17 protein-coding genes and 1 tRNA gene are annotated in these 19,114 nt (G+C 53.2%); 6 read left to right on the top strand and 12 right to left on the bottom strand.

Features of this window, described 5'->3' with window-relative positions; genetic code table 11:
• The 4 genes from RBR60_RS14430 to RBR60_RS14415 all read right to left on the bottom strand — a co-directional run.
• A partial coding sequence (locus tag RBR60_RS14430) for an ATP-binding protein (RefSeq protein WP_320358030.1) occupies positions 1-451 on the bottom strand: 451 nt, incomplete at its 3' end.
• A gap of 13 nt (positions 452-464) precedes the next feature.
• Positions 465-875, bottom strand: coding sequence for a hypothetical protein (locus tag RBR60_RS14425; protein ID WP_320358028.1), 411 nt, complete (start codon positions 873-875; stop codon positions 465-467).
• Between the two features lie 25 nt (positions 876-900).
• The gene (locus RBR60_RS14420) at positions 901-3,006 is read right to left on the bottom strand and encodes a DNA-binding protein (protein ID WP_320358033.1); all 2,106 of its coding nucleotides are present in this window, start codon (positions 3,004-3,006) and stop codon (positions 901-903) included.
• Positions 3,007-3,057: 51 nt separating this feature from the next.
• On the bottom strand, positions 3,058-3,324 hold the full coding sequence (locus RBR60_RS14415; RefSeq protein WP_320358026.1) for a hypothetical protein: 267 nt from the start codon (positions 3,322-3,324) through the stop codon (positions 3,058-3,060).
• Between the two features lie 117 nt (positions 3,325-3,441).
• On the opposite strand from RBR60_RS14415, the gene RBR60_RS14410 reads away from it, so the two are divergent.
• On the top strand, positions 3,442-3,957 hold the full coding sequence (locus RBR60_RS14410; RefSeq protein WP_320358024.1) for a helix-turn-helix transcriptional regulator: 516 nt from the start codon (positions 3,442-3,444) through the stop codon (positions 3,955-3,957).
• An 11-nt stretch (positions 3,958-3,968) separates the two neighbouring features.
• On the top strand, positions 3,969-4,577 hold the full coding sequence (locus tag RBR60_RS14405; RefSeq protein WP_320358022.1) for a hypothetical protein: 609 nt from the start codon (positions 3,969-3,971) through the stop codon (positions 4,575-4,577).
• Between the two features lie 227 nt (positions 4,578-4,804).
• On the opposite strand, the gene RBR60_RS14400 is transcribed toward RBR60_RS14405, so the two are convergent.
• Positions 4,805-5,425 carry a helix-turn-helix domain-containing protein gene (locus tag RBR60_RS14400; protein ID WP_320358020.1) on the bottom strand — a complete coding sequence of 207 codons (621 nt, stop codon included), beginning with the start codon at positions 5,423-5,425 and terminating at the stop codon, positions 4,805-4,807.
• 405 nt (positions 5,426-5,830) lie between these two features.
• Here RBR60_RS14400 and RBR60_RS14395 point away from each other — a divergent pair, with 405 nt between their 5' ends.
• Both RBR60_RS14395 and RBR60_RS14390 read left to right on the top strand, forming a co-directional pair.
• A complete protein-coding gene (locus RBR60_RS14395) occupies positions 5,831-6,094 on the top strand; it encodes a hypothetical protein (protein WP_320358019.1) in 264 nt (87 codons plus the stop codon).
• A 197-nt stretch (positions 6,095-6,291) separates the two neighbouring features.
• The gene (locus RBR60_RS14390) at positions 6,292-7,359 is read left to right on the top strand and encodes a hypothetical protein (RefSeq protein WP_320358017.1); all 1,068 of its coding nucleotides are present in this window, start codon (positions 6,292-6,294) and stop codon (positions 7,357-7,359) included.
• On the opposite strand, the gene RBR60_RS14385 is transcribed toward RBR60_RS14390, so the two are convergent.
• Together RBR60_RS14385 and arsM are read right to left on the bottom strand one after the other, a co-directional pair.
• The gene (locus RBR60_RS14385; RefSeq protein WP_320358015.1) at positions 7,337-8,617 is read right to left on the bottom strand and encodes a 4Fe-4S dicluster domain-containing protein; all 1,281 of its coding nucleotides are present in this window, start codon (positions 8,615-8,617) and stop codon (positions 7,337-7,339) included. The two genes, RBR60_RS14390 and RBR60_RS14385, sit on opposite strands and share 23 nt — an antisense overlap.
• Positions 8,618-8,944: 327 nt before the next feature.
• Positions 8,945-9,730 (bottom strand): arsenite methyltransferase, encoded by a 786-nt coding sequence (gene arsM / locus RBR60_RS14375; RefSeq protein ID WP_413815473.1) that lies wholly within the window; start codon positions 9,728-9,730, stop codon positions 8,945-8,947.
• 321 nt (positions 9,731-10,051) lie between these two features.
• Between arsM and RBR60_RS14370 the strand changes: the two genes are divergently transcribed.
• The gene (locus RBR60_RS14370) at positions 10,052-10,672 is read left to right on the top strand and encodes a superoxide dismutase (protein WP_320358009.1); all 621 of its coding nucleotides are present in this window, start codon (positions 10,052-10,054) and stop codon (positions 10,670-10,672) included.
• A 97-nt stretch (positions 10,673-10,769) separates the two neighbouring features.
• Here the strand turns inward: RBR60_RS14370 and RBR60_RS14365 are convergent, their stop codons facing one another.
• From RBR60_RS14365 to RBR60_RS14345, 5 genes are all read right to left on the bottom strand, one after another.
• Positions 10,770-12,836 (bottom strand): methyl-accepting chemotaxis protein, encoded by a 2,067-nt coding sequence (locus RBR60_RS14365; protein ID WP_320358007.1) that lies wholly within the window; start codon positions 12,834-12,836, stop codon positions 10,770-10,772.
• A 320-nt stretch (positions 12,837-13,156) separates the two neighbouring features.
• Entirely contained in the window at positions 13,157-14,917 is a 1,761-nt protein-coding gene (locus RBR60_RS14360; RefSeq protein ID WP_320358005.1) for a DUF4105 domain-containing protein, read from the bottom strand.
• 250 nt (positions 14,918-15,167) lie between these two features.
• A complete protein-coding gene (locus tag RBR60_RS14355) occupies positions 15,168-15,629 on the bottom strand; it encodes a DUF3015 family protein (RefSeq protein ID WP_320358003.1) in 462 nt (153 codons plus the stop codon).
• Between the two features lie 330 nt (positions 15,630-15,959).
• Entirely contained in the window at positions 15,960-17,897 is a 1,938-nt protein-coding gene (locus RBR60_RS14350) for a B12-binding domain-containing radical SAM protein (RefSeq protein WP_320358001.1), read from the bottom strand.
• A gap of 94 nt (positions 17,898-17,991) precedes the next feature.
• A tRNA-Val gene (locus RBR60_RS14345) sits at positions 17,992-18,067 on the bottom strand.
• 171 nt (positions 18,068-18,238) lie between these two features.
• Between RBR60_RS14345 and RBR60_RS14340 the strand changes: the two genes are divergently transcribed.
• Positions 18,239-18,925, top strand: coding sequence for a YkgJ family cysteine cluster protein (locus RBR60_RS14340; protein WP_320357998.1), 687 nt, complete (start codon positions 18,239-18,241; stop codon positions 18,923-18,925).
• The last annotated feature ends 189 nt before the right edge of the window (positions 18,926-19,114 follow it).

The following is a 19,114-nucleotide window of genomic DNA, read 5'->3' as shown; positions in this document are numbered from 1 at the left end:
CAAGCTGAAGCAGCAGGGGGCGGGTCTTGGCGTTCACGAACTGGCGTTCATAGATTTCTGTTCCCACCAGCAGTACGGCAAAGCCGCACTCATCGGCCAGATACCGCAGGGCCTCCAGGGCCTGCCAGCGCAGCTTGTTCGCCTCATCAATAATAAGGAGGGGGCGCTCCGCCTGAGAAAGGCCCCACTCCGCCAGCATCCCCATCCACCGGGTAAATGGCCCCTCAATCCCGGCGGCAGCAGCCACGCCGCCCAGAAGGGCATACCGGCTCATCCCCTCATAGGCACACACCCGCATGGCAGCATGGCGGGACATGATGGCGCGGGCCGCCATGGTCTTGCCCGTGCCCGTGTCGCCAATGATCTCCCCCACGGACGCTCCGGGGGTGGCCTTCAGCAGCGATGCCAGAGCCAGTGCTTCCCGTATGAATTTGGTTTCTGCGATTTCCACAGCTGCCTCCCGGTTAAAAATTGCCAGAAATTGTGATTTCAGAGATTGTGTCTACAGAAATCGTGATGCCAGAGATTCCGATCACCGTCCTTTGCCCCCGTCCATGACAGACGTGGAAACCAATCCCGCCCCCGACACCCGCTGCCCTGCGGGCCAGATCCAGCAGTTCCGGGTTATCGTTCAGCTGAAGGCTCATGGCCACATCCGGCCAGCATCCCGGCACCTGACCTTCAAAGAAGGGCCAGAGAACGGCTTCACACTCCGGGCAGGTAACGTTCCAGGGCTGCACCGCAGCAGCGGCCCGGAAATCCTCATCGCCGATGTAGTCCGGCCCAAACTGCACCACCCGCTTGCGTTCGCACACAGGGCAATGCATGGTGACCTGGCCAGATTCTCCCAATACTACGATGCTGTTTTCGTTCATGATTCTTCTCCTTGAAGATGATGGTTTACCAGCCTTGCGCCCTCAGGGCCGCAATCTCCGGGTCTTCCTGCACACCCCAGCGATTGAGGGAGAGCGTCTCCGCATCCTGCGACTTTGCTGCTATAGACAAGGTCTGTTCGACGGCCTTGTGGCGGTTGTCGTACAGCGCCTGTGCTTCCGGTGTGAGAGCAATGCGAATCTGACCGGCTCCGGCATCCGTGGCATCAATGGCCTCCCGGACACCCGCCAGCTGGGCGAATTCCCGCATCAGCTCCCGAGGCTCCAGCCAGCTCACTTCCCCCTTCATGATCTGCACCGCCTTCCGGGCCTCCTTGGCCAGCTTGCCCGCATACTTGGCCCCCTCAGGGTCGGCCAGATCGTAAACGGGCATGGGGCGGGCCACACAAAGGAACTTGGAATCCTTAAACACATAACTGCACACGGGGTTGTGCCTGGGGTGCCGCACAAGGAGCTTCTCCCCGTCGTACTGGTGCAGGGCCTCGTGGTAGTAGCGCCAGCCCCCCGATGCCACCGTACCGGCTGTCACCACCCGCTCGCTGCGGTCGGCAAAGGCCAGCATCAGGGCCTCTTCGTCCACCGTCAGCTTCCGCCACCCGCTCTCCGTCCACTCCGTAAGCACCTGCACCGGAGACCGGCCCTTCATGTGCTCCCCGCTCTGGGGTGTGGCGTGATAGTAGGGGATGGCATCGCTAAAAAAGTTCTTGAGATCCTCAAGGGATGTGGCCTCCGGAGCCTTGCCCAGCCGCCGGGTGCGCTTCACCATGCGGTCGCCGCCTGCGTACAGCGGATGCCAGCCCAGATACCAGGACAGGGCAGAGAAAATCCCCTCAAGGTTCTTGGCCCGTGGCTTGAACGGCTGGGTGCGGATGATGCGCCCCTCTTCGGTGTTCATCTGAACCCCGCCAAAGGCCCCGCCGGACAGGGTGGCCAGCTCGCTCCATGCGTCCAGCATCTCCGTCCAGGAGTATTCTGACCCGTTGTCCAGATAGAGCCGTTTGGGCATCCCCCAGGGCGAATGGGCGCACATGGAGGCAAAAGACAGCGCCACATGCTCCCGCCGCACCCCCGTTCCCTTTTCTGGCAGATACCCCGTCACATGGATCATGTTCGTGGCCGCATCCTGCCAGACGATCAGCCGCGCCCAGGCCAGCTTGCCATCGGCCCGCAGCACCGGGATGTCGCAGGGGGACACATCCCCGAACACAAGGTCTCCGGGGGCGTACTTCTCACGGGTTCGGTAAATGGGGGTCTGGTGGGTATCGTAGAATTTTTTGGCATCCCGCTTGTGGGTGGCGATCATGGAGTAGCGCCGCTCCGACTCCACAAACTTCCGTGGCACCTTGCAGCATCGCTTTGCCACCGCATCGGACATCCCCGCCGCCACGGAAAGCTTATAGAGCACAGGCCGTGCAAGGTTCTGCACCTGCCGGATGGAGGTATCCGCCTGCGCCCAGAGGCCCCGCACGGAAAGAGTCATTTCATGAGCTATTTCCATGATCTTTTCTTTACTTATTCCGGAGCCTGCCGCCATCTCCTCCCACCGCTGGGAGATCAGCGTCCGGGCCTGCCCCCGATCCGTGCGCACCTTATCCATAAGGGCCGTGATCCCGCCCTTGCGGTACTTTTCTTCCCAGCGGTACAGGGTAGGCACAGACACGCCATGGGCCTCGGCCAGCACTTCCGCCTTCTCCCGGCGACCTTTGACCCGGAGCGGGAAGGAGAGCAGCGGCTCGATCATCCGATACCGCCGCATGGCCTCCTCACTGCGCCGTTTGGCACAGCCCTCGTCAAGGGTCATGAGCATACCCACATGCACGTTCGTGGCATCCTCCCGAACCGCCGCCACAAGGGCCTGGGCATCGGTGGAAACCTGCGGGGAAACGGCGGGGAGATTGGAAGACGGGGCGGGAGGGGAAAAACTGGAAGAGGAGGAAGCCATATCTGCGGCTGTGGCAAGGGCTTCTTCGCGTACCAGATGACACTGCGTTTCCTCGGGGAGACTGGAGAAGTGGTATTCAAACCCTTTACCTCGCATTTTTCTGCGACTCTGGGTTAAATTTTTTTGAGCCCACCGAATCACGCCAGATGGAGTCTGCGCCATCCCCGGCATACCTGCTAGCTCTTGTGTTGTGAACCACTTCTTCATGGCAATCCTCGGAATTTATGCTTTTTTTGTCATTTCTGGCGTGATGTCATTCTCCAGCGTCTTCCTGATGTCCCGCATAATATCCCGAGACACACCGCCCAGCGGCTCGCACGTTTTATGAGACCAGCGGCGCAGGACTTCCCGCACTGTACCTACTGCATAGTCATGATGATTGGCCCACCGAGCGACGCTCGGCCAACCCAGCAGACACAGCCTCGCCCGGACATAGAGTGCATCTCCCAGGGGCTTTACAGTCTTGCGGCTCATTTTCCAGTTGGACATTTCGGTCACTCCTCTTTATGGTGTGTATGTTAGCCACACTATGCCGCAGTTTTCTGCGGGTGTCAACGGTCATTTTCGCATTTTCCTGCTATTTCGAGAATATTATGGATTTATCCAATGAAAACAAAATATTGCAAAGAAAATGACCAGATAGCCACTGGTCACTTTCACAGGTCATTTTCCGGGGAAGAAAAAGACCTGTCCGGAAGACTCTCGGAATGCCTTGACGGGGAGCCTGTAGCTGCTTTTGCTCGACGAGCCGGAATAGGAGAGAGTACCCTGAGAAATATCCTGAAAGGCGCAAGCCCTCGGGCAGACCATCTCGCAGCAATAGCTTTTGCGGCTGGCGTAACTCTTGATTGGCTTGCCACCGGACAAGGCATCAAGAGCGCAGTAGAGCTGCGACGCCTCACTAGGGATAGATGCGCCGCTACGCCGGACGTGGCACCACTCAATTTTCAATTATTACAAAGTATTATATCTGGCGTGGAAGAAGGACTACAAATGCTGAACAAAGACTTAGAGCCTGACAAAAAAGCTCAACTCGTCGCATTGCTCTATGAGCATTTCCAGAAGTCCGGAAATGAAACAGATTCCGGAACTGTTTTAAAATACTTAAAACTCGTAGCGTAGAGGAGGGTAGTATGGCCGAAGAACAGATCAAAAAAAAGGTTGTGGATTTGATGGCAGTCGCAAGAGAAAAGGAGCGAGAAGCGCAGCCGCAGGTACTTAATATCACAGCAAATGGCCAGGGAAACGCTTTTGCAATCGGGGCCAATTCCACAGTTATCAAAACTGATAAAATTGTGAATAAGACAGAATTCACACCTGGACCGGAACACATCACTCCTGCCCAAGCTCAAGCCATCCAGGAGGCTGTGAAGAAGCTTGCTGATAAGGAGAAAGCTGGTGGCCTCACAAGCCAGAAAGCTTTTTCAAAATGGTACAGCGCCATCAAAAAACGATATAATGTACCAACATATCATGCAATACCGGCAGAACTTGGAGATTCTGTGCTGGCTTGGCTGAAACAGCAATCCGCAATTATGCGGCCAAAATTAAGAAGAAACGACAATGCGCAGTGGCGAAACGAACACTACGCTGCCATTAACGCTAGGGCTAAAAACCTGAATCTTTCCAAGGGGGATATCTATCATATAGTTCTTGAGCGCCTTGGAAAGCAGGTCTCCTCTCTTACACAGTTGGGAGAACGAGATCTGAAAAAACTTTATGCCATCATCATGAAGATGTAATACGGCCTTCTGTTTTCGATAGCCGATCACGCAATAAAAAAGAGGCCCCAAACGACTTTGGAAGCCTCTTTATTTTTTCTTCGGAAATCTCAAATAATCAGAGCAAACCTGCACCCCCCGAAAATGACCGCCCCCATCCCCGCAAACCCGCGCCAGTCCTGCACATCCCGCAAAATCTCAGATCATCCCACCAAATCCCGCATCAGTTCCGTCTCACCAGTTCCGTCTCAAATAATGTTTTCACTTCTACCGGCCATGCGCATCATGACAAGTCTTTGGCCACTGGAAGCCACATCCGCAATCCAGTCCCGCTGAAAGGCGTAGGAAGCAGCACCGCCGCCCTTCTCCTGCAAGAGACGCCCCTCCGGACCCAATCGTGCCCCCACCAGAGGAAAGAATTCATAGATACCGATTTTCGCGGCATGGGAGGAGGACGGCGCATCTTCTGTATGAGACCGCGCTTTTTCCTGCATGGATGGATAGGCAGAGGAAGGTGACTCCTGGCATTCCAGCCGTCCCCTCCCCTCCTTTTCACAAACACATGACAGAGAATGGACCTGGGAAAGAACATCCCCCCGCCTGACAGGTCCCTCGCCAAAAAGAAGCCAGTCTGCCGAGACCCCATATTTTTCCGCAATCACCTCAATCCATAAAGGAGGAATCTTACCTTTTTTTTTCGAACCAGCCAAAGACTGACTTTTAATCCCCAAAGCCTTTGCCAGTCCCGCATCCGTTGTGGCACCCACAGCGCTCAGAATCCGGGCATAGCGTTCCCGGAATGTTCCTTTTGCAGCAGAAGCCTGTTCAGAATCAGAAAAAGACTCTGATTTTCCGGATCCAGACACCATAAATCCCCACCCCGCTCTTCGAAGACTGAATTATACCCCGTAAAACCTACAATAAATCCGATTCAGACTTGACATATAAACAGCCTGAAACTTATAATTCACCAGAAAACAAAACATGTCTTGGTAGGTTTTACCGTTTTGATTGGATTGGAACAACTCTAATCTCACGCATTCCCACATGAGGCGATGAGATCCGTCGGGCCGGAGGCCTCCCAGGTAGATGCGGGCCCCTCTTACCGAACCCGCATTGTTTTACACCAGCCCCCAGAGGCGTCCCATCCCCTTCCTTTCCGGGTTGTTCAAACCTGGAAAACCGCCCGCAGGAAGAACAAGGCTTCCCACAGCCTCGCTCAGACGAAGCATTGAAAATCCGGCGAAAACGGATAACGCCAAAGGAGAAACAGGATGAAGGGATCAGCAAAACCGGCAAAGAAAATGCGATGCACCCTGTACTTGCCGACGGATTCAGGACCCCATGAAGAGGAACGCTTCAGAATAGCGCGGGAAATCCGGGGGACCATCGGAATTCTGGGGGAGAATGTGGCTCAATGGGCACGGGAATGGGGGGTTTCCCGGAGCAGCATCTGGAATGTGATTGATGGAAGATACAAAAGCGCACGCATGCAGAAACTCATTGAAGATCGCCTGAAACGAAAATTCTGGAGCTGAAAATCCCGCAACAGCTCACATCCTTTCAGCGGGCGCAACATGGTGCAATGGAGCCTCGCACAGGATGGGATAAAACCAGGTGCCGGGTAAAAAAGCAAGGCTCCTTATGACACTTTGACGCGCAAGGCCTCTACAAGAAAAACCCTTCAGACTTACCCAGAAGGCAGGAGAAAGCAGCAATGCAGGAGGAGGAACACTTGGACCAGAATGTATGGAAGGCGGTGGAAACCCTGGGAACAGCCTCTGCCAGCGAGGTCATCGCACATCTGAGATTGCCGGATACCCCGGCCCAGAGAGAAACGGTGAGGGTGGCCCTTTTCCAACTGTATTTCAGCTGTATGCTTCGTCGCATCGGCATTGGTGTTTATGCAGTCGTGGACAGAAAAGAGGAGCTGGAGGGTCGCAAATCCCGCCGCATGGCCATGTGGAAAATGCTGCGCATGCGCAACCGCATGACCCTGGATGACCTGCAGGAACTGACAGACATGAATCGGGATGAAGCCCTGACCTGGTGCAGAATACAGGTCCGAAACGGACTCGTTCAGGATCCCTGTGCGCCTGACGCCAATGCAGCATCCGCATCGTACGCCCCCGTCCCTGCAAGGGGATCTGCATCCATAAAAAGGCTCAAACAGGATATGCTTCGGCATATCCAGAGAGCCGAGCAACTCCTTGAAGCCTATCGCGTTCTCCTGGAGTCCCCAGCTCCCAGCCTGCCTTTGCCCACGGTGTCCAAGCCTCCCCCAGACCCAGCCCTGGCAGCCGAGGCCATTTATGCACAGCAGACCAAAATTCTGTACCGGGCCATGGCCTTATCCGGCAGACCCTATGAAGTCCATAAAACGTTCTGGAAGCCCCTGATCCATCGCGTCTCAGGTACAGAATCCGCCATTGACATCTCCGAACTCACCCTGGGACAACGCCATAGAATGATTGCGCATTTCAGTCTGCCCGATACGGAAAATCCGGAAGTTCCTCTCCACCTCAACCATTGGAAGAAAAATTCTGAAACCGGCTCCACCCAAGCTTATTCCAACGGCGCAACCCATACCCGGCAGGCCTGCATGGAAAAAATCGAAGCCATTCTGGCGGATATGAAACACCCCCGCAGCTATGTCGATTCCATGGCTCAGCAGTATTATGGCGTGGACAAGGTGGAAGATCTCTCCTATGCCAATCTGATCCGGATCATGCAGGCACTCTATCACCAGAACCGCAAAAGAAAAAAAGAAACCCAAGGGGTTACAGATCCAGCGTTGCAATAAGATACTCCAGATATCTGGATTTCACCTGCTGGGTCGCCAGAGCTTTTTTCACAGGCGGCAAGCGGAGAATCACCCCCAAAACCGCGGCCAGGGCCCGGTGGTTCCACATCACCCGATTATCAAAAATCATGTGATGCAAAGCACCCCGCTCCAAGGCCATCACCACAGAACGATGGGTCGAATTCAGAGGTGTGATCACCCGTTTTTCCCGCGCCTGCAATCCCAGAGCCTTCTCCGTGCAGGCACGGACACAAACCCCGCATCCCAGGCAGATCTCTGTCTGGATCCGTGCCTTTTTTTTCTTGGGCTGACGCGGATCATTGGCGGACACCAGTCCCAGAGCTTCCACAGGACAGGCCGCCACACATTTCCCGCACCCATTGCAAAACGCTTCGTCCACAACGGGAAGAAAATTGGATGTATGCACAGGATGAAGTACCCCAAATTTTCGGGCTGCAATCATGGCTTCGCAACAGCATCCGCAACAGTTACAGATAAAGTTCACACGCTGGCGAACGTTCTCGCCAAACTGAACCAGGCCATGCTCGTAGGCCTTCTGCAAAAGATCAAGCCCTTCGCTCACATCCACCTCGCGGGCGTATCCGTGCTTGATCAGGGATCTTGCAGAAGTATTGAAGGTCATACAGATATCCATGGGAGCTTCACAGCTACGTCCCATGTGCAACATCTTGTGGCGGCAATAACACATACTGATTCCACGGTGGGAAGCGTCCCGCATCACCTCACTGGCGCGCTCATAATCCAGTACATACACGCCGTCATCCGCAGGCAGCATGGGTTCCTGAACAAAAACCCGGCCAAGCTGGGTTTCCCCATGAACAAAAAGGCTTGCAATAAACTCCTCTTCCACATTCATGTACTGATAAAAAAGTTCTCCTAAAAGACGCTGATCAATATCTCCACGTGTCCGCATCATGGAAAACTCAAAAAAACCCGCCATCGGCGGCGGCAGTACATAATAAATTTCCCCATCTTTCTCCATGTCCACAAGAAGAGCCCGGCCCGCAAGGCTTTCCAGAATCCGGCAGGCCTGAGTAAGATTCACCTTCCATACCCTTGCCGCCGCTTCAGACGTAAAGGGTTTGATGGGAAGAAGGGCCATCAAACCGGCCTCCCGTTCGCTGACAAGAATCTTGAGGATCTTATATAAGGTTTCTGAAAATGGCGCCCCCTGTGGAAAACGATTCAGACGATCAATCAGTTCAGAATAGCCGGACCTGTGAGCGATATGCGCCATCAGAACTCCTTTTTCCAAATGTGCTATCCATCCCCCTTCATCTATGGGGGCCTTCGTCAAAGCCTTCAAGAACACGCGCAACATATCCGGAAACTGACTTAACCAGCTGTCTGAGTGAAGGCAGAACCCCAAAAAAACGTTCTCTAAAAATGCCGATTCCAGACGAAATACGGAAAATATCAGTGGTTTCTTTGATTTTTCAAAAATATTGCGTCTTTTTTTTCCTGTCAATTCGAAAAAACGCAACTGTCCTTAAAAAAGGATCCCTGAGATGAAGAACGCCCTTTCACGTCATGCAGCATGAATTCCCATTGGACCTGAGCCCTCCTATTTCTTACGGGCCTGAATCCGGGCGCTGCGCACATAAGCCGCTGCATTCATCCCAGGTAACCATTCCTTGATAAATTCCCGGCTTTCTTCCTGCACTTCAATCTCAATATCCGTAAAACCCGCATCTGAAAGGAGCTTCTCCAGAAGCTCCGGCGCTATTGCGCCCGTCACTCAGGCGCAGAGGGCTTCAGGATCTTCCTCCAGAATCTCATCAAAGCGCTTGATCTGCACCACATCGGAAATGGCAAGTCGACCGCCCCTGCGTAAGACACGGAAGGCCTCCTGCAACACCCTATCCTTTCTTGAGGACAGGTTGATCACGCAGTTGGAGATAATCACATCCACAGAAGCATCAGCCACGGGAAGATATTCGATCTCGCCAAGACGGAAGGAAACCTGAGACACCCCGGCCTTTTTTGCGTTGGCCCTGGCCTTTTCCACCATCTCCGGCGTCATGTCCACGCCAATGACCTGGCCTTCCGGCCCCACCCGTTCTGCCGCAAGGAAGGCGTCAAAACCCGCCCCACTCCCCAGATCCAACACGACCTCTCCGGGTTTGAGGACAGCAAGAGCCAGGGGATTGCCACAGCCAAGGCCCAGATTCGCCCCTTCCGGCGCAACCGTTTCCTCTGCCATCGTGTACCCGAGACGAGTCGCCTCAATACTCACAAAGCTGCCCTGTCCGCAGCAGCCCAAAGCTTTCCCCAAAGCCACATCGCCATAACGTTTTCGTATCAGAATCCCCTGACCTTCTTGGGGAAACCAGTTCTTTTCTCCAGACATGAAACCTCCTTTTTCGTTATTTAGCCAACAGGCTAAACATATCAAGCCCCCCCAACCCTGTAAAGCTGAAAATCCCTTCATCTGTTTGTTGCTTGGCATCCAAGTCGCGTCCTCTCGGCCCGAAACGCCCATCCCCAAACCATAACGCAGAAAAAAACCTCCTCACCTTCCACGCAGGGTTCCCCCAAGCTCCGTTCAATCGCCTTTTTCATACGATAAATAATGAGCGTACTTTTTTTGACAAAACAAAAATAAATCCTATTATCGAAATGCGGCATCTGCTTTTTCTTCCATAAAACGGAAAAACCAAGGAGGTACCCCATGCTGCACCAGCTTCCCGAACTTCCCTACGCCTATGAGGCGCTGGAACCCCATATCGATGCACAGACCATGAAAATCCACCACACCAAACATCACCAGACCTATGTGGATAAACTCAATGCTGCCCTGGAGGGGCACCCCGAACTTCAGAAAAAAAATCTCTATGAACTGCTGAAAGGCATACAGGAAGTCCCAGAGGTCATCCGCACAGCCGTACGAAACCACGGCGGCGGACATGCCAACCACAGCCTTTTCTGGAAAATCCTCAAAACCGGAGAAAAACCCCAGGGCGAAATCCTCAAAGCAATTGAAAAGGCATTCGGAACCTATGAAGACTTTGTCCAGGCTTTCACCGCAGGTGCTGCGGGCCTTTTCGGGTCCGGATGGATGTGGCTTCTGCTCAATGAAAAAAAAGAACTTGAGCTTTCAGCTCTTCCCAATCAGGACAGCCCCATCATGCATGGTAAAATCCCAATCCTGGGGCTGGATGTGTGGGAGCATGCCTACTATCTGAAATACCAAAACCGAAGACCAGACTATATCAAAGCCTTCTTTGGCATCATTGACTGGCCCGCGGTGGATACCCGGTACAAGGCAGGGCTTGAAGACATCCTTGTATAGGTTTTCAGGTCAACAAGGCCTGCGGTTCAGACATAAAAAAAGGGCGGCCCCGATTTTCCCAGGGCAGCCCTTTTCTTCTTTAAAACCTTGAATGCGTCTACACCTTAAAACGTCGCATCATCTCACGGATTTCATCGGAAAGCCTGGAAAGCTCCCGTACCGTGTCTTGGACCTGGCTGCTGGCGCCTTTTACCTGAGTGGCCGCTGCGCTCACCGAGGCCATATCCCTTGCAATCTCATCGGAGACCTGGGTCATTTCTCCGCTCTGATTGTTCGCCTCTTCCACCATCTCCGATGCGGAAGCAATATTCGCCGCCACTTCCCGGATAGCAGAAGACTGCTCTTCAATGGCCGCAGCAATGGTTCCCACAATGTGGTTCACACCCTGAATACCCTTCACAATACCTTCAATATCCGCACTGGCCCTTTCTGAGGCCGTCTGAATGCCATTGATTTTTTCCCGGATATCCCCCGTGGCTCTCGCTGTCTGTCCGGCCAGTTCCTTAATTTCTCCGGCCACCACGGCAAATCCCTTGCCTGCTTCTCCGGCTCTGGCCGCTTCAATGGTGGCATTCAGGGCTAAAAGATTGGTCTGTTCCGAGATACCGTTAATGGTTTCCGTTACCTTGCCGATTTCCTGAGCTGCAGCGCCCAGTTTTTTCATGACTTCGGCAAAGCCTTCGGCCTGCTTCACCGAAAGCTCGGTGCTGGTATTGGCCTTGGCCGTATTACCGGCAATTTCTGCAATGGTCGCTGTCATCTCTTCCATGGCCGAAGCTACGGAATTGAGATTACCCGAAGAGCGGGCCATCTTTTCCGCCATGGCCCGCGATGAGGTGGTCATTTCCTCGGCCGCAGCAGCAACGGTTTCAGCCCGATTGCTGGATTCCTGAGCCCCCTGGGCACTTTGTTCCGATATTCCGGAAAGCTCCGTGGAAGAAGAAGCCAGTGTGTTGACTCCGCCATTAAGGCGGGTAAAGATGCCACGCAGGGAAGCCGCCATCTCCGCCATCTGCCGCCCCATGTCTCCCAATTCATCCTTTCTTGCCAAAAGATCCTGGGGCACCGTAGCGGTCATGTCGCCCGAAGAAATGGCTTTGAACAGCCTTCCGCTCTGCCCCAAGGGCTGCACAATACTTCGGGTGAGAATCACGCCAAAAACAAGGGCGAAAGCCAGGGCAAAGACAAGGGCGGCGAGGGTCCAGGCCTTCGCCGAAGAGGCTTGAGCCTGGGCCCTCATGTTTTCATTCCGAGCGATTTCACGGTTGATCTCCACAACCTCATTTAAATGATGCAAGGCTTTTTCCTGCAGTCCCAGTACCTGCACCATGGCCATTTCTGTCATTTCGTTCTGTATATCCTGAATCCTAAAGGCCTCATCAATTAAGACATCAAAACCTTCAAACACCTTTTCTGCGGAACCCTGCATTTCTTCGTGAAAGACACGTAAAGCCTCATTTCGATTGTCCTTTGCCATCAGCTCCGGAATTTTAAGCGCACTTTCATGGAAAATACGATGGGGCGCCTGCACGCTCTGGATGGCAGCCTGCAGATTTCGGTTGGAAGTCGAAAAAGTCGCCATCCAGCGGCCAAAGTTGCAGGCGGTATGGTCCCCTCCGCCCTCATAGGTCTCCCCCGTCAGAATAAAATCCGCAACCTGATTCATAAGGGTATAGTGATCCACACGAAACATCTGCAGATAACCAAGGAGCTCATCCGGGTTCAGAATGCCCGTGGCATCGAGATTCCGTGAGAGATTGAAAAAGGCGTCATTCACCTTCCGCCACTCTTCAAAAACCTGAAGAAAAGCCTGCCACTCCCGACTTTCTTCCGGGGTCTGGGGCAAAGGGGCGTACAGATCCATGGCTGCCCGGTAAGCTTCACGCGCCGCAGCAATCACCGCATATTGCTCTTCCCTCACCTCCATGGGGTTTCTGGGATTCAGCAGGGTACGCTGGGCAGCAATCACCTTCCCAAGCTCATATTCCATGGTCAGTATGGCATCCAGGCTCGGAAGACGCACCACGGCAATTTCATCGATAATCTGGGCGTTACGCAAAGCCGCCACATAGCCCATACCCCCCAGAAAGAGAATCGTGAGTGTGAGCAGACCAAAGCCCAGGGCCATACGCCTGCCCACTTTAAGGTTGTTCAGAAAATTCATGGTTTCTCTCCTTTTTAAAAGGCTTTTTAAGACAAAAAGCCTTGGTGGGGACGTCCTCTTTAAAAGCTGCCCAGGAACCAAATTTCAGGAATGCGCCAGAATCTTTCTTCTGAGTAACTTCACAAGTTTCCCTTCGACAAAACGCCGCAACACAGGCTGCGGTGCGATTCAAATCCTGGTGAATTTTTTAAAGGAATATAAACCATAAAAAACCAGGGTGTCCACAGAAAAGCCCCTCTTTATCCTTCAGGAATCAAAAATTTCAAGATCTTAAGGAGAACAGAGGCTGCGTATCTTTTCCAGGATAAGACCGTGGCACTCTAATGAAACCAGCGCAACTCCCCAAGAGTCCGCAGATCTGAACTTCCCCAGCGATCCTGGTGCATCACGGACACCCCAAGGTGCAGATTTTCATGCAACCGCAGGCTTCCCTCAACGCCAAAGGCCAGCATCCTCCCTTCATGACCCAGCCCAGAGGCCCCTCCTTCCGTGAAAACCTGCCACTTGCTCTGTTCAAAAAGTCTGAAAATCCAGCCGCCCCTGCCCACAAGCCCCAGGGAATAGCCCGAATCGAGATCACCTCCCACAAAAAGCCTCGGCATCGCCAAAAGATAAAAAAGCCCCGTGCGCCCGCCTGCCCAGGAAAACCCGACCCCTCCGGAAAGTCGCATCAATCGACCCTGCTCCTCACCTGGAATGCCTTCGATACCCACACCCGCAGCCCAGGAAAGGGGGGTAAAAAATCGGTTTCTCGGAGAAAGGGACACAATGTCGATCACATCCAGGCTTTCCAGATTGGCACCCTCCCCTTCAGGCCCGAGACGCAGCCGGGTTTCCCCGAAAACAATACGGATGCCGTCATGCTCCGGATAATCGGGATCCGTCAGATCCGTAAAAGCCGGTCTCCAGGAAAGCGTCATGGCAGCCCTTCCTTCCACACCCTGGACGCCCATGGAAAAACGACCGGAAGCATGAAGGGTTTCCGGTCGCCTCGGTTCCTGAACAGGTGGCAGCGCATCCGCACCACCAAGTCGGCTGCGCACCCGCAGCGTGGCCATCAGGGTTTTCTGATAGGCATCCAACTCCATCTTCCGCTTAACAAAACGATAGCGTATGCAGTCAATCACCGTATCCAAAACCCGGACCGCATCCTCTTCCGGAAGATCCATCACCCTTTCCGGCGGCTCCTTTCCTTCCAGGATCTGCAAGGCAAGCGCCTGATCTTCTGGGGACAAAAGGGAAAGCCTGTGCCGGATAATCGTCGCGCGGCTGGGCCGGTACTCCGCTTCCGCAATCAAGCCTTCCCTTTCCAGAGCCCGCACCGTATCCACAGGAATCACCCAGAGAGGAAAAGATTCCGTGATCCGAAGACCGGGCCGTGCCGCCTCCACCGTATACATCAGGGTAAAGGAACAGTTCTCATCAAAAAAATAATAGTCTGAATCCACGCCCTCCATCTCACGAATATGTCGAACCATGGCCTCCATCTCATGGGGCTTCAGATCCAGGCGATATTCCCAGATATCCCGCTGGTTAATTTCTCCGTATTCCTGCATTTTCTTATAATAGGGTAACACATTGAAATAGCCAGAATAAAAACCAAAAATGCCTTTAAAGGCAAAAACAAAACCATTGGTTTCCTGGGTAAAGGCCGAATAATTCACAGCCTTATCCAGCATGCGGGATGTATTATCCAGACGCAGGGTCAGGAGGGTGTGCCCAAACATGGAAGCCGGGCTGTTCATATAATACGTGGGAAAAACAAGACGGGCGGAAGACGGCTGGATATCTTCAATCTCAGCGCACCGTGGCTCAGGGAAACTCCCCGATTCTGCCCCAAGCTGCGCATGGAGCCAGTGGTATCGTGCGATGTAGGGGCAAAGATTTTCCACTTTTCCCGAAAACAACAGACGTATCACCGCATCCATTTCCGCTTGAGGATCCGTTTTCCCCTCGGGCGAGACAAAAAAACCTTCGTGATCGATGCGGCTTCGGGTTCCACCCCAAAAAGGTTTATGGTAATGGTAAAGGACGTGCCAGTAGGAATCCTGAGCAAGACCCAGTACCTTCGCCCGGGCCACCAGCATCTCCACCGCTTCGCCATCCCTCCCATAGACCTGCGAAAAAAAACAGCCCCACAGAATCAGACATCCGAGCCATATTTTTTTCCCACAAAAGCTTTTATGCAAAAGACCATCTCCTTAAAGGGGCTATTATGCAAAAATCCGACCCCCCCACAGGAAAGGTCGGATTGTTGTCATCAAAACAGAAGCCTTAAGAAACCCTTATGCTCTTCCAAAGGCATAAAAGGCCTCGCTTATGAACCCATGATCAGATTCTTTCCAGAACCGAGGTGATCTGATCCACAACCTGTACGCTGTTGATACCACCATCAGGATAAATCTGATCAAAGTTCATCTGCAGAGCGGCAAAGAAATCCGCCTTACGGCCTTCTTCCACCAGGGCCAGCTCCGCCAGGGTACCCAGGGTTTCACCTTCACCCATGGCGATATCCACGGCAAGGGCATCCATATTATCCGCTACAAAACGATCCAGCTGTTCCCGTACTGCAAGCTTCGCAGGCTTTTCGCATCCGAGGGTTCCGGAGCTGATACCAAAGGTCTGGTTACCAGAAGTACCGTTGGTGGTAGTCGCCATGATTTCCCAAACCAGGCCTTCCTTTTCCTGCATCAGCATGGAACCCAGACCACAACCCACATTATCCTTATTCACAGCAAATGCAGGGGCAGCCACAAACAGACCAAGAAGCAGAGCAGCAAACATACGTTTCATAGGATTCTCCTTGCTTTGAGGTATAAAAAAACGCCACATAAGGATGTCGGCATCTACGCCTTCACATCCCAAAAAGATTCCCTGACCCAGCCCCCATGAACCCCTGTACAGAAATTCCGACACAATCCTTGTGCCTGAAAAATCCCGTCCCCCCATGCTGAACGCAATTCTGAAGAATCAAGATCTTTCTGAAACAGATCGGAAACCATGGGCTTCATCACAAAACAGAGCCTGTCCTTATAAAGAATCCGGTCTTTCTTCTATACCCTTTACCGACAGAAAACAAGAATCCCACGCAAAAATTTCGTTTGCGGCCAAGGGCGGCTCTGCTCACAGCGCAGAAAAGGCTCCCGGCCAGTATGTATCCTTTGCGGTAAGCCCCAGCCAGCGCAGCTGGAGGGCCATGTCACTAAAGGTCAAAAGGGGCAGCAGATCTGCAAAGGAGGCCATGGCATCCTGCCAGGCATACATTTTCGCTTGGGGAACCCGACTGTCCAGCAAAACAGCATCCCAATCGTCTAAAGCCTCCAGAATATCCCGACCCGGAAGACTCTTTTTACGCCACCAATAAACCCTGCGATGCATGGCTCCCTCCCAGGTATCCGAAAAAACATCTGACACCCGCGTAAAGACCAAACTTCGATTACCTGGTTTTTCCTCAAGAAAACGCAAATCTCCATCCAGAAAATGCGGCCTTGGCACAGCAAAGGCTTCAAGAAGACGCTGGGTGTCCAGCGAACCGGGGGGGTCAAAAAAAACCATATCAAAAGGTGTGAAGGGATGCAGGATCGCCAGCATGGATACCAGGGATTCAAGTCTTGACATATCCGCTCCATCCGGAGGAATGAGAACCTGATAGGGCTGGGTGAGTCTCCGGGCTGCATCCCGCACCTCTTCGATTTTCCGTCTTCCAGGAAAAAAAAGCTTGGCCAGATACCCCTGGCTCCCCCCAGTCTGGGAAAACAGGGCATCTTTTCCAGGAAAAACATGGATATCCTCCATCTTTCCCGATCCTCTGTGATACACACCATCAAAATCCGGAAACGGGTAAAGCGCTGTGTCCAGCCTCTCCCCTGCTGCATAAAGGCCGTGTTGCAGAGCCTCTTCGGAAAAAGACGGAGTGGATATCACCGTGTAAGGAGGCGAGGCCCCGAAGAGCAGCCCCAGTTCACCGGCCCTCTGCCTGAAATCCGTTCCCGGCAGAATGCTTAAGGGAAAAACCTGGACATCATCGGAGAGTCCATGGGAGGCCACAAAATCCACAGATCGCAGAAATCCATCGGGATCATCCCCGGGAAGCCCTGCGATGAGATCAATGCGCGGCAGAATCCCCACATCCTTCAGATAGCCGACCCCTCTCAGGAAGGCCTTGAGATCCGTGGGCCGATTCATCTGCCGCAAGGCCTCCGGGTTCGTACTCTGAAGGCCAATCTCAAATCCTTCAAACCCGGCCCTTGCAAACTTTTCCGCAAGGTCGCGGGTAATACCCTCGGCCCGGATTTCACTCTGAATACGCAGCTTTTGCCCCCGGTTCACCCGAATCAGGGTATCCAGAAATTCGCTAAGATCCCTACGACCATCCAAGGTTGGGTCCAAAAGAAAAAGCTCGGAAAGGCCCCGATCCATGGCCCATCGGATTTCCTCCATAAGGATGGGAATGGGCCGGAAAACCCTTTTTTTCCGGGCTTTATTATAAAAACAGTACCCACAGCGGAAAGGACATCCCCGCTGGGTTTCAAGGAGCATCATGTCTTCGATATGCGGCTCCAGAAGATCGGCCAGATAAGGACTCAGGCTTTTTTCAAAAATGTCCGCCCCGTCCATGCATAGATTCCCCGCAGACCAGAGTTCCGGGTTTTGCAAAAGTGCCCGGAACGCAGCTTCTCCTTCTCCATGAATATAAAGATCCACAGCCTCATCCCGGCATCGGGTATTATCCGGAGTCACTTCAGGCCCTCCAAAGAGAATGCGGCAGCCACACCGCTCCTTGATCCTTGCCGCAAGATACCGCGCCCTGTCCACATTCCAGCAAAAAACTGAAAAGCCCAGGACATCAGGATTTTGCGCCACAACCCAGTCTTCCAGTGCGGCGTCGGCAAGATAGGAGGCCAGGCTCTCCGGCACCAGGGTCACTTTGACATCCAGATCCAGAACCGCCTGTTTGAGACAGGCAGCCCCCAAAGGCACGTTACCCGTCCGCAGACCATAGGTGAGTCTTGGAATGGGAAGTTGCAGCAAGACAACATGCATTTTTTTTCCAAAGGGCATGCCCCCTCCTGTGAGAGCCCACCAAGGGCTAAAAAACAAACAAAATACAAAAAACCCGGCAGGCCTTGGCCATACCGGGTTCTTGGTGTATAAATGGTAGGCGCGTCCGGACTCGAACCGGAGACTTCTACCGTGTCGGGGTAGCGCTCTACCAACTGAGCTACGCGCCTGAAACAGATGTTGTCTTTATCTCCTTTTACTCAACGGGTCAAGAAGATTTTCTTAAAATTTCATAAAAAAACCCTTTCCCCAAACTTTCTGCAACTCCCGCCTTGACATTCCCGAGCAAAAACCGCAAAGCTTCCGCCAATCTGTCATTCCCACAACGCCAAGGAGTCTCCATGTCTGATATTTCCGCCCTTCAAGCCCTCAAGAATCTCTATGATCTCCAGGCAACGGCTTTTCAGAATTTTAACCAGTCCTGCGCCCCAGGATGCACTTTCTGCTGCACTCGCAACGTCGTCATGACCAGCCTTGAAGGTGACTACCTCCTGGGGGGTATGGGGCAAGAAGAAATAAATCGCCTCCTGGCAGCTTTTTCTCACAAGCCCACGCTCCTCCGCATGCAGCCCTCCCTGACGCTGAACGCCATGGCAGCCCTTTATATGGCGGGCGAAGATCCCCCTGAGGATCCCGCAGATCCTTCCTGGTGGCCTTGCCCCATCCTGGATGAAAAAACAGGAAAATGCGGAGCCTATGCGCACCGTCCCATGGCCTGTCGCTGCATGATTTCCAAAACACCCTGTGAAACCAGCGGCCTTGCGGATATGGAAGAAGAAGCCATTTTACTGCACACCCTTTTTCTACAGGCCGTGGAGCATTTGGATATCGGAGGAAAAAGCGCCAATCTTATGGATCTTCTCATGGAAATCCTGAAGCCCGGCAGCACAGACGTTTCTATGCCCGAAAACCGTAAAATCCCCATGCTCATGATTCCCCAATCCTCCCAAGAAAAACTGCGACCATTGCTGGGAGAAATTGGCAAGATCCTTGGCTCCGTACAAAAAACAGAACCTCGTATCCAATAGTTCAGCCCTCTTTTCTGGAAAGCATGCCCCCTTCGGCATGCTTTCTTCCGACAATGTGCCCATAGGACCGTTCGAAGGATCTGGGGCTGAAGAGAAAAAAATCTTCCCCTTCCCCCATCCCAAATAAAAAAACGCCCTGTCTTGTGGTGATGATCACCAAAGACAGGACGTTTCAAAAGAATCCGGCGG

The organism is Desulfobotulus sp. (assembly GCF_034006065.1).
Lineage (GTDB): Bacteria > Desulfobacterota > Desulfobacteria > Desulfobacterales > ASO4-4 > Desulfobotulus.
The sequence above is the reverse complement of the archived record's forward strand: the minus strand, read 5'-3'. Positions and strand labels throughout refer to the sequence as shown.